The organism is Microbacterium arborescens, assembly GCF_030369635.1.
In the GTDB taxonomy this organism is placed as follows: Bacteria; Actinomycetota; Actinomycetes; order Actinomycetales; family Microbacteriaceae; genus Microbacterium.
In genome coordinates, this window is record NZ_CP128474.1 from 1325881 (window position 1) to 1339998 (window position 14118).

At 69.0% G+C, this 14118-nt stretch carries 15 protein-coding genes and 1 tRNA gene; 12 read left to right on the plus strand and 4 right to left on the minus strand.

Annotated elements, in window-relative coordinates; genetic code table 11:
* Window positions 1-19 precede the first annotated feature (19 nt).
* The 3 genes from glgA (at window position 20) to QUC20_RS06265 (ending at window position 2344) form a co-directional block, all read left to right on the plus strand.
* Window positions 20-1213 carry a glycogen synthase gene (glgA, locus tag QUC20_RS06255; RefSeq protein WP_289331262.1) on the plus strand — a complete coding sequence of 398 codons (1194 nt, stop codon included), beginning with the start codon at window positions 20-22 and terminating at the stop codon, window positions 1211-1213.
* Window positions 1214-1222: 9 nt separating this feature from the next.
* Window positions 1223-2008, plus strand: coding sequence for an ABC transporter ATP-binding protein (locus QUC20_RS06260; RefSeq protein ID WP_120262906.1), 786 nt, complete (start codon window positions 1223-1225; stop codon window positions 2006-2008).
* 84 nt (window positions 2009-2092) lie between these two features.
* On the plus strand, window positions 2093-2344 hold the full coding sequence (locus tag QUC20_RS06265) for a type B 50S ribosomal protein L31 (protein ID WP_018186539.1): 252 nt from the start codon (window positions 2093-2095) through the stop codon (window positions 2342-2344).
* A 68-nt stretch (window positions 2345-2412) separates the two neighbouring features.
* Here QUC20_RS06265 and QUC20_RS06270 read toward each other — a convergent pair whose 3' ends face one another.
* Complete coding sequence (locus QUC20_RS06270; protein ID WP_120262905.1) at window positions 2413-3099, minus strand: trimeric intracellular cation channel family protein; 687 nt, start codon at window positions 3097-3099, stop codon at window positions 2413-2415.
* 36 nt (window positions 3100-3135) lie between these two features.
* Between QUC20_RS06270 and recO the strand changes: the two genes are divergently transcribed.
* From recO to QUC20_RS06285, 3 genes are read left to right on the plus strand one after another with little or no spacing between them, the layout of a single operon-like run.
* Window positions 3136-3864: a DNA repair protein RecO gene (gene recO / locus QUC20_RS06275; RefSeq protein WP_120262904.1), complete on the plus strand. Its 729-nt coding sequence runs from the start codon at window positions 3136-3138 to the stop codon at window positions 3862-3864.
* 42 nt (window positions 3865-3906) lie between these two features.
* Window positions 3907-4710 (plus strand): isoprenyl transferase, encoded by an 804-nt coding sequence (locus tag QUC20_RS06280; RefSeq protein ID WP_120262903.1) that lies wholly within the window; start codon window positions 3907-3909, stop codon window positions 4708-4710.
* Between the two features lie 46 nt (window positions 4711-4756).
* Window positions 4757-5434: a DsbA family oxidoreductase gene (locus QUC20_RS06285; protein ID WP_120262902.1), complete on the plus strand. Its 678-nt coding sequence runs from the start codon at window positions 4757-4759 to the stop codon at window positions 5432-5434.
* An 18-nt stretch (window positions 5435-5452) separates the two neighbouring features.
* On the opposite strand, the gene QUC20_RS06290 is transcribed toward QUC20_RS06285, so the two are convergent.
* Window positions 5453-5953: a glutathione peroxidase gene (locus QUC20_RS06290; RefSeq protein WP_120262901.1), complete on the minus strand. Its 501-nt coding sequence runs from the start codon at window positions 5951-5953 to the stop codon at window positions 5453-5455.
* Between the two features lie 57 nt (window positions 5954-6010).
* Between QUC20_RS06290 and dusB the strand changes: the two genes are divergently transcribed.
* The 5 genes from dusB (at window position 6011) to QUC20_RS06315 (ending at window position 11419) form a co-directional block, all read left to right on the plus strand.
* Entirely contained in the window at window positions 6011-7174 is a 1164-nt protein-coding gene (gene dusB / locus QUC20_RS06295) for a tRNA dihydrouridine synthase DusB (RefSeq protein WP_120262900.1), read from the plus strand.
* Window positions 7164-8537, plus strand: a complete 1374-nt coding sequence (locus QUC20_RS06300) for a deoxyguanosinetriphosphate triphosphohydrolase (protein ID WP_289331263.1) — start codon at window positions 7164-7166, stop codon at window positions 8535-8537. Before dusB ends, QUC20_RS06300 begins: the two co-directional genes overlap by 11 nt.
* Entirely contained in the window at window positions 8537-10432 is a 1896-nt protein-coding gene (gene dnaG, locus QUC20_RS06305) for a DNA primase (protein WP_289331264.1), read from the plus strand. The genes QUC20_RS06300 and dnaG overlap by 1 nt, the downstream gene beginning before the upstream one ends.
* Window positions 10433-10485: 53 nt before the next feature.
* The gene (locus tag QUC20_RS06310) at window positions 10486-11253 is read left to right on the plus strand and encodes an ATP-binding cassette domain-containing protein (protein ID WP_120264332.1); all 768 of its coding nucleotides are present in this window, start codon (window positions 10486-10488) and stop codon (window positions 11251-11253) included.
* Between the two features lie 93 nt (window positions 11254-11346).
* Window positions 11347-11419: transfer RNA gene (locus QUC20_RS06315), tRNA-Asn, on the plus strand.
* A gap of 117 nt (window positions 11420-11536) precedes the next feature.
* On the opposite strand, the gene glsA is transcribed toward QUC20_RS06315, so the two are convergent.
* Entirely contained in the window at window positions 11537-12463 is a 927-nt protein-coding gene (gene glsA / locus QUC20_RS06320) for a glutaminase A (protein ID WP_289331265.1), read from the minus strand.
* 4 nt (window positions 12464-12467) lie between these two features.
* Window positions 12468-13034: a peptide deformylase gene (gene def, locus QUC20_RS06325; protein WP_120262896.1), complete on the minus strand. Its 567-nt coding sequence runs from the start codon at window positions 13032-13034 to the stop codon at window positions 12468-12470.
* A 43-nt stretch (window positions 13035-13077) separates the two neighbouring features.
* On the opposite strand from def, the gene QUC20_RS06330 reads away from it, so the two are divergent.
* Window positions 13078-14070 carry a DMT family transporter gene (locus QUC20_RS06330; protein ID WP_120262895.1) on the plus strand — a complete coding sequence of 331 codons (993 nt, stop codon included), beginning with the start codon at window positions 13078-13080 and terminating at the stop codon, window positions 14068-14070.
* The last annotated feature ends 48 nt before the right edge of the window (window positions 14071-14118 follow it).

Sequence of the window (14118 nt, forward strand, 5' to 3'; positions counted from 1 at the left end):
GTGTACTAGCGTTCGAGCCATGCGTGTAGACATCGTCTCGAAGGAGTATCCTCCCGCGATCTATGGGGGAGCGGGGGTGCACGTCACCGAGCTCGTCCGCGCCCTGCGCGAGACGATCGAGGTGCAGGTGCGGGCCTTCGGAGCCGACCGCGACGAGCCGGACACGACCTCCTACGAGACGCCCGTCGAACTCGCGGACGCCAACGCGGCACTCCAGACGCTCGGCACCGACCTCGAGATCGTCGGAGACGTCGCCGGAGCGGATGTCGTGCACAGCCACACCTGGTACGCGAACTTCGCCGGGCACCTCGCCTCTCTCCTCCACGGCATCCCGCACGTCGTCACCGCCCACTCGCTCGAGCCCTTGCGCCCGTGGAAAGCGGAGCAGCTCGGCGGCGGCTACGCCGTGTCGAGCTACATCGAGAAGACCGCGTACGAGAACGCCGCGGCCATCGTCGCGGTCAGCGACGGGATGCGCCGCGACATCCTGCGCAGCTATCCCGGTCTCGACCCCGAGAAGGTCTCGGTCATCTACAACGGCATCGACGTCGAGACGTGGCGGCCCGTCGATGATCCCGCCGTCCTCGAGCGCCACGGCATCGACCCCGCGCGCCCCTCGGTGGTCTTCGTCGGACGCATCACGCGACAGAAGGGGCTGCCGTACTTCCTGCGTGCTGCCCGTCTGCTTCCCGCGGACGTCCAGGTCGTCCTGTGCGCCGGCGCGCCGGACACCCCCGAGATCATGGCGGAGGTGCAGGGGCTCGTCCGTGAGCTGCAGGCCGAGCGCTCGGGTGTCGTGTGGATCGAGGAGTTCCTCCAGCGCGACGAGCTGTGCGCGATCCTCACCGCCGCGACGACGTTCGTCTGCCCGTCGGTCTACGAACCGCTCGGCATCGTCAACCTCGAGGCGATGGCGTGCGGCGCCGCAGTCGTCGGGACCGCGACCGGCGGCATCCCGGAGGTCGTGGTCGACGGCGAGACCGGACGCCTCGTGCCGATCGAGCAGTCCGACGACGGCACCGGGACCCCGCTCGATCCCGAGAAGTTCGTCGCCGACCTCGCGGCCACCCTCACCGAGGTCGTCTCGGATCCCGACACGGCGCGACGCTATGGCGCCGCGGGACGCCAGCGTGCCGCACGGTCGTTCAGCTGGGCTGCGATCGCGGACGAGACCGCCGCGTTGTACGCGAGGGTGGCGGGGCTCGGCCGCTAGGCTGAACACATGCCGCAGGTCCTGGAGTTCTCCGACGTCGTCGTCCGCCGAAACGCCCGGAACATCATCGACCGGGTCGACTGGTCGGTGTCCGATGATCAGCGTTGGGTGGTGCTCGGCCCCAACGGCGCGGGCAAGACGACGGTGCTGCAGCTCGCCGCGAGCCTCCTGCACCCCACCTCGGGAACCGTCGAGATCCTGGGGGAGCGGCTCGGCCGAACCGACGTGTTCGAACTGCGCCCGCGTATCGGCTTCGCGTCGTCGGCGATGGCGCGACGCATCCCCGCGGAGGAGACCGTGCTCGACGTGGTCCTCACGGCCGCGTACGCGGTGACCGGGCGCTGGCGCGAAGACTACGAAGACATCGACGAGCGGCGCGCGATGCGCGTGCTCGCGGAGTGGAAGCTCGATGGACTGGCCGAGCGGACGTTCGGCACCCTCTCCGACGGTGAGCAGAAGCGCGTGCAGATCGCTCGCGCCGTCATGACCGACCCCGAGCTCCTGCTGCTCGACGAGCCCACGGCGAGTCTCGACCTCGGCGCCCGCGAAGAGCTGCTGGCGCTCTTGGGCGGGTACGCCCAGGCGCCCACCACGCCCGCGATGATCATGGTGACCCATCACGTCGAGGAGATCCCCGTGGGGTTCACCCACGTGCTTCTGCTCCGCGAGGGCGGAGTCGTCGCCGCCGGCCCGCTGGCCGAGACGCTCACAGCCGAAAACCTCTCCGACACCTTCGGGCTGCCCATCACGCTCGCCTCCGAGGACGGACGTTATGCGGCGCGGGCGGCTTCCTGAACCTGATAAGATCGCTCGTTGGTGCGAACGCATCGCAGACTTCCCTCGCCCTGGCAAAATCCAGGGCACCACGTAAGGAATCCCATGAAGACTGACATCCACCCCGAGTACCGCGCCGTCGTTTTCCGCGACCTCGGCTCCGGTGAGACCTTCCTGACCCGTTCGACGGTCTCGAGCGACAAGACGATCGAGCTGGACGGCGAGACCTACCCGGTCATCGACGTCGAGATCTCGTCCGCCTCGCACCCGTTCTACACGGGCAAGCAGCGCATCATGGACTCGGCCGGCCGTGTCGAGAAGTTCAACCAGCGCTTCAAGAACTTCGGCTCCAAGTAAGCCGTTCTTCGATCAAGGCCCCGCTTCGGCGGGGCCTTCGTCGTTGGCGCGGGCGCTCCCCGCCCCGCTCAGGGCCTGACGATCGGGATCGACGCCGTCTCGGCGGCGACCTTGCGACGGTGCAGGGCGCGTTGCTCCGGCAGCGAGATGTCGAAGACGACGGCAAGCAGACGGATGACGGTGGTGACGGCGATGCCGATGATGGCAGATGCCACGATGGGGGCTCCCATCGTGGAGGCGCCGGCGAGCACCGCGCATCCCGCGGCTGCGGCGATGGCATAGAGCGAACCGACGTGCATGATGGCGACGGGGAGGCCGAGGATGACGTCGCGAAGCATGCTGCCGCCGACGGCCGCGCACGAGCCGATGAAGATGGCGGGCACGATCGGCAGCCCGAGCACGAGTGCCTTGCTCGTTCCGAACGCGCCGAACAGGCCGATGACGACCGCGTCGAGGCCGATGATGACGGCGTTGAGCCGTCGGAAGACGTTCGAGAGCAGCATCCCGACCAACGCGGCCGACGTCGCGGTGATCAGATACCAGTTGCTCTGCAGCGTGACCGGCTGCACCCCCAGGAGCAGGTCGCGGATGAGGCCGCCGCCCATCCCGATGAGGATGCCGATGATCACGACGCCGAGCGGATCGAGCCGCTGTTTGCCGACGAACCCGGAAGCGAACAGAGCGCCCTGGACCCCGCCGAGGCCGACGGCGGTGAGGTCCGCCCACAGCGGGATCACGAACTGAGACTGGGTCACGGGACCATTGTCGTCGGTCAGCGCGATAATTGGAGGGTGCCCACCTACCGCGACGAGGTCGTGATCCTTCGCACCCACAAGCTGGGTGAGGCGGATCGCATCGTCACGATGCTCAGCCGGCGGCACGGCAAGCTCCGAGGCGTCGCGAAAGGAGTGCGCCGCACGTCGTCGCGCTTCGGTGCACGGCTCGAGCCCTTCATGGTCGCCGACGTCCAGATGTACAAGGGGCGCTCGCTCGACATCGTGCAGCAGGCCGAGTCGCTCGGGTCGTACGGCGCCGACATCGCCACCGACTACGACCGCTACACCTCCGCCTCGGCGATGGTCGAGGCCGCCGACCGCCTGAACGAAGCGGAGACGACGCCGCAGCAGTACCTGCTGCTTGTCGGCGGTCTCCGCGCCCTCGCTCGCGGCGACCACGACAGTCGCGCCGTGCTCGACTCGTACCTGCTGAGAGCCATGGCGCTCTCGGGCTGGGCCCCGTCGCTCGACGCCTGCGCCCGCTGCGGCGCTCCGGGGCCGCACGACGGTTTCGTCGCACCACTGGGTGGGGCGGTCTGCCCGTCCTGCGCACCGGCGGGGTCGGCCCGCATCGCCCCCGAGACGGGCGTGCGACTGCGCGCCCTCATCGCCGGCGAGTGGGACACGGTCGACGCCGGCAGTCCCCGCACGGCCAACGCGGCATCGGGCCTCATCGCGGCATACGCGCAGTGGCATCTCGAGCGCGGCATCCGTTCGCTCGGGCACATCGGCGCGGCGCGCTGAACGCGGCGGTGCCGGCCGGCTCGAACGCCTAGGCTCGAACCGATGAGTCCCAAGCCGTACACGCACCGCGACGCGGTCCCGTATCGCCCGCTCGACTGGACCGGGGTGTACCCACCGGTGTTCCCGCGAGGCGGAGTGCCGAACCACGTGGCGATCGTCATGGACGGCAATGGCCGGTGGGCGAACCGTCGTGGCCTCACCCGCATCGAGGGACACCGGGCGGGCGAGGAAGTCCTGCTCGACGTCGTGGCCGGAGCCATCCAGGCGGGGGTCAAGCACCTCAGCGTCTATGCGTTCTCGACCGAGAACTGGTCGCGGTCGCCCGAGGAGGTGCGATTCCTCATGGGGTACAACCGCGATGTCCTCCATCGTCGGCGCGACCAGCTCAACGAATGGGGCGTCCGCGTTCGCTGGGCGGGTCGGAAGCCCCGTCTGTGGGGGTCGGTCATCTCCGAGCTCCAGTACGCCGAGCAGCTCACGCAGGGCAACGACATCCTGACGCTCACGATGTGCGTCAACTACGGCGGTCGGCACGAGATCATCGACGCGATGCGGGCCATGGGCGAACAGATCGCTGCGGGCCGGATGAAGCCGTCCGCCATCACGGAGAAGGCCCTGCGCCGGCACCTCTACGTGCCCGACATGCCCGACGTCGACCTCTTCATCCGATCGAGTGGAGAGCAGCGGACCTCGAACTTCCTCCTGTGGGAGGCGGCGTACGCCGAGATGGTGTTCCTCGACACCCTGTGGCCCGACTTCTCGAGGTCCGACCTCTGGGGAGCGATCCAGCTGTACCTCTCGCGCGACCGCCGCTTCGGCGGTGCCGTCGACGCTCCCACCGCGTGACGTCCGACTGGGAATAGCCCGCGCGGACTGCGACGTTGCACCCGATGTGACGGACGCAATCAAGATCGACGTGTGGAGCGACATCGCCTGCCCGTGGTGCTACATCGGCAAGCGCAACCTGGAGTCTGGCCTCGCCGCCACGGCTGACGACGATGACGCCCCGCGCGTCGAGGTGACCTTCCATTCGTTCGAGCTCTCGCCCGACACCCCCGTCGACTTCGAAGGGGACGAACTCGACTTCCTGTCGACCCACAAGGGAATGCCGCGCGAGCAGGTGCAGCAGATGCTCGACAATGTCACCGGCGTCGCGAAGGATGCGGGGCTGGAATACCACTTCGACATCCTCAAGCACACCAACACGGTCAAGGCGCACGAGCTGCTGCACGCCGCGAAGGCGCAGGGTCGTCAGCATGAGATGGCCGAGCGCCTGATGGCGGCGTACTTCACCGAAGGGCGCCACGTGGGACGCATCGACGATCTCGTCGAGCTCGCCGGCGAGGTCGGCCTCGATCGCGACGCCATCCGTGCCGCGCTCGAATCGGGCGAGCACCTGCCGGCCGTCCGCGCAGATCAGGACCAGGCGCGCGCCTACGGCATCAACGGGGTCCCGTTCTTCGTCATCGACGGGCGCTACGGGGTCTCGGGCGCGCAGCCCGCCGAAGCCTTCGCGCAGATCGCCCGTCAGGTGTGGGCTGAGCGCAGCGGCGTCGAAGCCGCGGGCTGAGCGGGCGCGCGGGCAGGATCAGCGCGGGAGGTTCGCCTCGATCACGGCGACGATCTCGGGCGCATCCGGCTTCGTCTGCGGACGGAACCGGTGCACCTCGCCGTCGGGTGTGATCACGAACTTCTCGAAGTTCCACATCACGGGGCCGCGAGCGCCCTCCTCATTGCGGATCTTCTTCAGCGCCTTGTACAGCGGAGCGGCGTGAGAGCCGTTGACCCGGATCTTGTCCATGATGGGGAAGCTCACCCCCCAGGTCATCGCGCAGTAGTCGAGGATCTCCTCCATCGAACCCGGCTCCTGCCCCATGAACTGATTGCAGGGGAACCCGATGACCTGCAGACCGCGCTCGCCATATGTCCGCTGCAGCTGCTCGAGCTGCTCGTACTGGGGCGTCAGCCCGCACTTGGAGGCGACATTGACGACGAGCAGGACACCGTCTCCGAGGTCGTCGAGCGTGGTAGCGGTGCCGTCTGCAGCGGAGAACGGGATCGAACGGATGTCGGTGGTCGCTTCGGTCACGTCCCCAGGCTACGCCCGGCCGCCTTCCGGTGTCCGTCCTTCTGGGAGAATGATCTGGTGAGTACCGTCCTGTCCGCTTCGCCGCGTCTGCGGATCGGCCCGATCGCCCTGGACGCCCCCGTCGTGCTGGCCCCGATGGCCGGGATCACGAACACCGCGTTCCGCCGGCTCTGCCGCGAGTACGGGGCAGGGCTCTACGTCAGCGAGATGATCACGACGCGGGCCCTCGTCGAGCGCAACGCCACAACGATGCGCCTGATCACCCATCACGAGTCCGAGAAGCCGCGCTCCATCCAGCTCTACGGCGTCGACCCCGCGACGACCGAGGCCGCCGTGCGTCTGCTGGTCGAGGAGGATCGTGCCGATCACATCGACCTCAACTTCGGGTGCCCCGTGCCCAAGGTGACGCGCAAGGGCGGGGGAGCGGCTCTGCCGTGGAAGCTCGACCTGTTCCGCGACATCGTGACGCGCGCCGCGCGCGCCGCGGGCGACGTGCCGCTGACGGTGAAGATGCGCAAGGGCATCGACTCTGACCACCTGACCTACCTCGACGCGGGCCGCATCGCCGAGGACGCCGGGGTGTCGGCCGTCGCCCTCCACGCGCGCACCGCCGCGGAGTTCTACTCGGGAAACGCCGACTGGTCTGCGATCGCGGCGCTGAAAGAAGCCGTCACGAGCGTCCCGGTTCTCGGCAACGGTGACATCTGGTCCGCCGAGGACGCGGTCCGCATGATGGCCGAGACCGGCTGCGACGGGGTCGTCGTGGGACGAGGGTGCCTCGGTCGTCCGTGGCTGTTCGGAGACCTCGCGCGGGCGTTGGGCGAGCCCGGCTCGGCCGGTCCCGAGGTCGACGCGACGCTCGGTTTCGTGGCGACGGCTTTCCGCCGCCATGCCGAGCTGCTCGTGGAGTTCTTCGAGGACGAGGGTCGTGGCTGTCGCGACATCCGCAAGCACGTCGCGTGGTACTTCAAGGGCTATCCGGTGGGCGGTGACACGCGCGCGCGTCTGGCTACCGCGTCGAGCCTCGCCGAGATCGACGACATCCTCGCGACGCTGGACTGGTCCGCGCCGTACCCCGGCGCGGCCGCGGAGGGACAGCGCGGACGTGCGGGAACTCCCAAGCGCCCGGCCCTGCCGGATCGCTGGTTGGAATCGCGTGACGTCGACGCGGCCGAGTCGTCGGCCATCGCTGCAGCGGAGATCGAGAACAGTGGGGGCTGAGGTCACGAGCGGTGTGGGCGTCTCGGCGGGACGCCCCTCCGGCTACGACGATCACGACGCCGCCCGCTTCCACCGCGAGGAACACCGCTCGCGCCGCGACAGCTTCGCGCGCGATCGCGCCCGCGTCCTGCACTCGGGCGCCCTCCGCCGTCTCGCCGCCAAGACGCAGGTGCTGAGCCCGGCCAGTCCCGCCGATTTCGCACGCAACCGCCTGACCCATTCCCTCGAGGTCGCCCAGGTGGGGCGCGAGCTCGCCATCGCGCTCGAGCTCTCACCGGATGTCGTCGACACGGCCTGCCTCTGCCACGACCTCGGACACCCGCCCTTCGGTCACAACGGCGAGCGGGCTCTCAACGATTGGGCCGAAGACATCGGCGGGTTCGAGGGCAACGCCCAGTCGCTGCGCATCCTCTCGCGGCTCGAACCGAAGGTCGTCGACGCGTTCGGGCAGAGCGCGGGCCTCAACCTCACGCGAGCGAGCCTCGATGCGACCTGCAAATACCCGTGGACCGTCGAGCACGCGATCCCCGACCCGGGCGGGCGCCAGAAGTTCGGCGTCTACCCCGAAGACGAGGCGGTGTTCCAGTGGATGCGCGAAGGCGCTCCGGGACGCCTGCGCTGCATCGAGGCCGAGGTCATGGACCTCTCCGACGACATCGCCTACTCGGTGCACGACTTCGAAGACGCCGTGCTGAACGGCTACCTCGATCCGGCGCGGCTCGGCGATCCGCGCGAGCGCGAGGCGCTGCTCACCGCGATCCAGAGCTGGGTCGGCTACGGATTCACGAAGGACGAGCTCGGCGATGCGCTGTACCGCCTGACGCTGCTTCCCGAGTGGCTCGAGTCGTACGACGGCTCGCGCGCCGCGATGGCGCGGCTGAAGAACCTCACCTCCGACCTCATCGGACGCTTCGCGCGCGCCGCGACCGCGGCGACCCGTGAGCATTACGACATCCCCGTCCTGACGCGCTTCCGGGGCCGCGTGATCGTGCCCCGTGTGATCGAGGTCGAGATGGCCGTCCTCAAGGGCGTCATCGGAGCCTTCGTCGTCTCGATCGAAGGTCGGAAGGGGCTCTACAAGGAGCAGCGCCGCGTGTTGCGCCGCCTCGCGGACGCCCTGTGGGCGCGTCCCGAGCACCTCGACGCGTTGCACGCCGAAGACTTCGCCGCGGCAGTGACCGACGCCGCCCGCCGCCGTGTCATCGTCGATCAGGTCGCCACCCTCACCGACCGTTTCGCCATCGAATGGCACGGGCGTCTGGTCGGTCCGGTCGATCTCCGCGAGCTGGGTCTGTGGTCCTCCGACCCGCGCGCCACGGCGCCGAGTCACTTCGCCCTCCCCGAGCCCATCGAAGGGCTCTGATGGCACGGATCCGGCAGACCGACATCGAAGAGGTCAAGGCGCGCACGAACATCGGCGACATCGTCGGTGAACGTGTCGCGCTGAAATCCGCCGGCGTCGGCTCGCTGAAGGGGCTGTGTCCCTTCCACGACGAACGCAGCCCGAGTTTCCACGTCCGGCCGCAGGTCGGGTACTACCACTGCTTCGGATGCGGTGAGTCGGGCGATGTCTACTCGTTCCTGCGAGCGATGGACCACCTGTCGTTCACCGAGGCGGTCGAGCGCCTCGCCGCGCGTATCGGCTACTCGCTGCACTACGAAGACGGCGCGGCGGCTCCCGAGACGAGTGGTCGCTCCCGGCTGTACGCCGCGCACACCGCGGCGGCGGAGTTCTACCGTTCGCAGCTGTCGGCCCCCGACGCGCAGGCCGCCCGCCAGTTCCTCGGGGAGCGGGGCTTCGACGCCGGTGCTGCGGCCCACTTCGGTGTCGGGTACGCCCCGCAGGGATGGTCGGCGCTTCGCGACGCGCTTCGCTCGCAAGGCTTCACCGACGAGGAACTGCTGACCGGTGGGCTGGTCTCCAAGGGGCAGCGGGGGGTCTACGACCGGTTCCGCGGACGGGTCGTGTGGCCGATCCGCGACGTCGCGGGGCAGACGATCGGCTTCGGCGCTCGCCGCCTCTACGACGACGACCAGGGACCGAAGTACCTCAATACGCCCGAGACCCCGATCTACAAGAAGGCCCAGGTCCTCTACGGTCTCGACCTGGCGAAGAAGTCGATCTCGCGTGAGCATCGCGTCGTCGTCGTCGAGGGATACACCGATGTCATGGCCTGTCATCTCGCCGGAGTCACCGGGGCCATCGCGTCGTGCGGCACCGCGTTCGGAACCGACCACATCACGGTGCTCCGACGCGTGATGGGGGACAGCGAGGGAAGCGCGGGCGAGGTGGTCTTCACGTTCGACCCGGATGCCGCCGGTCAGAAGGCGGCGCTGCGGGCGTTCGGCGAAGAGAAGCGTTTCGCGGCGCAGACCTATGTCGCGGTCGCGCCCGAAGGGCTGGATCCGTGTGATCTGCGACTCAACCGCGGCGACGCGGCGGTGCGGTCGCTGATCGACGCCAAGGCGCCGATGTTCGAGTTCGTCATGGATCAGCGTCTGTCCACATTCGACCTGTCGACCGTCGAGGGGCGGATCGGCGCGCTGCGCGCGGCTGCGCCGATCGTCGCCGACATCCGAGACACCGCTCTCCGCCCGGGCTACACGCGGGTGCTCGCCGGCAAGCTCGGTCTCGACCTGTCTGAGGTGAAACCCGAGGTCGATCGCGCCGCCCGCCGTGCAGCGGCATCGACGGGTGGGGGAGAGCGTACCCGGGGAGAGACCACGACCGCGGGTCGTGCCGACTCCGCCGGAGTGTCCGGGGGTGCCGCCGAACCGACGCCCGCTTCGGTGCGTGTCACCCTCGCCTCCCTTCCTCCGGCGCTCGAGCTCGAGAAGCGCGCTCTGATGGGTGTGCTGCAGTACGGGCATCTGCTCGACAAGCAGGCCGTCGACATCGCGCTGGGGCTGCCGATGCCGCACCCGGCGCTCGAGGCCGTGCGGCAGGCGGTGTCGATGCAGCCCGACCTCACGCGTCCCGGGTGGACGTCGGCCGCGGTCGACGCGACGCGGGAGCCGTACCGGACGCTGGCGATCGAACTGCTCACCGCGGATTTCCCCGCGGGTACCGAGCGCATCGCCCAGACAACGGCGATGGAGTCGCTGCGCAAGCTGCGCCAACGGGCGCTCGAGCGCGAGAAGGCAGAGCTCAGAAGCGCGCAGCAGCGTCTCGAGCCGGGGTCGCCGGAGTTCCGCTCCATCGGCGTCGCGATCCGCGATCTCGATCTCCGGCTGCGGCAACTCATGGAATCGGAATAGCCACCAGCGGCGGCGAGTAGCGGTCGAACGATGAAGACGGCAGGATGATGCGCATGTCCCGACGACCCGACGCGGAAATCGCGGTGCTCTGCGACGATCTCTCGATCGCGCGCACAGGCGACTCCGATCGCGTCGTCGAAGGGGTGAGCGTCACCGTCCGCGCCGGCGAGGCCCTCGCGGTGATGGGTGCGACCGGCTCGGGCAAGTCGACCCTGCTCTCCGTTCTCGCCGGAACCGCTCCGGCTGACGTGGGCGTCGTGGGCGGCACGGCGGAGGTGGCCGGGCTCTCGGTCCGCAAGGGTGGCCGATCCCGGCGCATGCTCACCTACTACGCCGGCCACATGCCGCAGGCAGCCGGCGCCGCGCTCCCCGCCCGTCTGACGGTGGCCGAGGTCATCGCCGAGCCGATCACCTCGCGCGACCGCCGGGTGAGTCAGCGCGCGCTCTCGCTGCGGGTCGCATCCCTCCTCGACGAACTGCACCTCCCGCTCGGCGCAGCGTCGCAGTATCCCTACGAGCTCAGCGCCGGTATGCGCCAGCGGGTCGCGTTGGCGCGCGCTCTCGTGCTCGACCCGAAAGTCTTCATCGGTGACGACCCGTACGCCAACCTCGACATCGAGGTCCGCATCGCCGCCCGTGAGGCGCTCCTCTCACGTCGTGACGACACCGGAATGGCGATCGTCATCGCGACGAACGACGTCGAGACCGCCGACGAGCTCGACGCCGCCGCCCTCGTGCTGCACGGTGGCCGCCCCGTGGGGTACGGGCCGACGGCGTCCGACGTGGTGTGGACTCCCGACGGCCGGTCACGGGCGTCCTGAGAGGCGCGACCCGCCCGGGGAGCGGTCGATGTCGTGAGCACCCCCGGAGCTTTGCTAATATAGAGGGGTTGCCCTGCGCGAGCGGGTGATTGATCCTCGGTAGCTCAATTGGCAGAGCAATCGGCTGTTAACCGATAGGTTCTTGGTTCGAGTCCAAGCCGGGGAGCGAGAGACCCGCGTTATCTACCGCGGCTCTCACCGAAGGCCCGGGCTTCCACCCCGGGCCTTTACTCGTGTGCCGGCGCATCGACGGCACGCCGAAGACATGTCGGCAGGCGGCGGTTCAGCCGAAGAGGTGCAGCCCGAGGTCGGCGCTGAGGGCCTCCGCGCCGATACGGCCGCGCACGCTCGTCCCGAGTTCGTCGAGCGGCGGGCTCACGATCGCGGCTCCGAGCGTTCCGGGCGCAGACATGACGATCGCTCCGGAGACGCTCGACTTCGCCGGGACGCCGACGGCTCGCATCCACCGCCCAGATCCGTCATAGACGCCGCACGTGGCCATCACGGCGACGACATCCCGCGCGATCCGTGCGGAGACGACGCGCTCGCCAGTGACGGGGTTCACGCCGCCCATCGCGAGGGTCGCCCCCATGACGGCCAGGATCTCCGCGTCGACGAGCACGGCGCAGGCGCGCGCGTAGACGGCTACGGCGTCGTCCGCGGTGGCCTCGAGGGTGCCTTCGTCGCGCATCAGGTGGGCGAGCGCGTGGTTGCGGTCGCCGAGCAGGTGCTCGCTGCGCGAGACGTCGTCGTCGACCTGGAGCGCACGGCCCGCGAATGCCGAGAGTCCCGTCACGATCCTGGCAGCACGTTCCTCGGGACCGTCACCGTCGACGAGAGCGCACGTCAGGATCGCGCCGGCGTTGACCATCGGATTCGGGGGTCGTCCCGTGCCGCTCTCGAGCTTGATCGCATCGAACGCCTCACCCGTCGGCTCGATGCCCAGGCGATCGAGAGCGCCCCCGTCGGTGTCGGCGAGGGCGAGCGCGAAGAGGAACGGTTTGACGGCCGACTGGATGCTGAAACGCTTCGTACCGTCGGCCGACGAACGGACCGAGCCATCGGGCAAGGCGAGAGCGATCGCGCACAGGTGTTGGTCGGCTCCGGCGAGCTCGGGGATGCTCGTGGAGCGTTCGCCGGCCCGTTCGGGAAGGAGCCGCCGACGCAACGCGTCGAGGTCGTATTCGCGGGGATCGTCGGCTGCGCTCACGTGGTCAGGCGTCCAGGTCGTCGACGCCCGGCATCCAGGCGACGCCCGGACGACCCCATCCGCGCTTCTTCGCGATCTTCTGCGTCGTCTTCCAATCGGAGTCGTCGAGACGATCGATGTAGAGGATGCCGTCGAGGTGATCGAACTCGTGCTGCATGATGCGGGCGCGCCAGCCGTCGACGCGGATCTCGACGGGGGAGCCGGTGAGGTCGGTGCCCGTGACGAGAACCTCGTCGGAGCGGCGCAGCGGGAACCGTTCGCCGGGGAAGGAGAGACAGCCCTCCGACTCGTCGTCGGGGTCGGGGGAGCCGGGCTCGAGCGGGCGCATCCAGAGCTCGGGGTTGATGATCTCACCGCGCCACGCCTGACCGTCGTCGTCTTGGTACGTGTAGACATAGATGCGCAGGCCGACGCCCACCTGGGGCGCCGCGAGCCCGACTCCGGGGGCGGCGTCCATCGTGTCGTACATGTCCGTCACGAGCTGACGGATCTCGTCCGTGATCTCGGTGACGGGCTCGGCGGGGGCGTGCAACACGGGGTCGCCCATGATGCGAATCGGAAGAACGGGCACGTTGCGAGCCTAATCGAGCCCGCATCGCCGTTATGGTCGATAGGTGATTCCGTTTGTCGCGTCCCTCGATGACGTCACCGATCAGCTGATCGGAGTCTTCCGCGAACCCAGAATCCTCATCGGAATCCCGCTCGCGCTGCTCGGCGCCGTGTTCATGTCCTTCGGGGCGCTCTACCAGCACCGGGGTGTGCAGAAGGTCGAGAGGCTCACCAACTCGTCCGGCAGCGCGGGCCTGAACGGTTCGCAGCTGCTGAGCCTCCTCAAGCGTCCGTCGTGGGTGGTCGGCACCGTCATGCTGGGTCTGGCGATCGTGTGCCAGCTCGCCGCCCTCACCTTCGCCCCGCTCATCCTCGTGCAGCCGCTCGGCGCCATCTCGCTCGTCATCACCACTCTGCTCAATGCGCGGATCACGGGCGTCAAGCCCACCCGACGGTCGGTCCTCTCGATCATCCTGTGCGTCGGGGGCATCCTCGCGTTCGTCACGGTTGCGGCGCTCGTCGCAACAGAAGAGCCGATCGACCAGGGACAGCTCATCACGATCCTCGCCCTGCTCGCCGGCGTGCTGCTCATCTCGGCAGTGGTCTGGATGCTCGTACGCAAGGGGGCGAAGCCGCTCTTCTACATCGCAGCCTCGGGCATCATCTACGGCTTCGTCGCGACCCTGGCGAAGGTCGTCATCTCCCGCATCCAGAACGGCGACTTCGAGTGGCTGACGCTGCTGTGCCTCGTCGGTCTGATCACGGCCACGGCGGTCGGGGCCTACTTCGTCCAGACGGCCTACTCCGTCGGTCCGCCCGATCTCGTGATCGCAGGCCTCACCGTCATCGACCCGATCGTCGCCGTCATCATCGGCATCGTCATCCTCCGCGAGGCAGCGACGGCACCCTGGCCGGCGTTCGTCGGATTCGTCGTCGCGGGTGCCATCGCGGTGTACGGAGTCACGTCCCTCGCGCGGAACCACCCCCAGGTCGTGCTCGACAGTCAGCAGCTGCCGATACCGCGGGGCAGCAAGGGCCGTCTCCGCGACGACGACTGAGCCGCGGCACCGACGCCGTGCGGTCCGCGCGCTAGGCTCGTTACGACA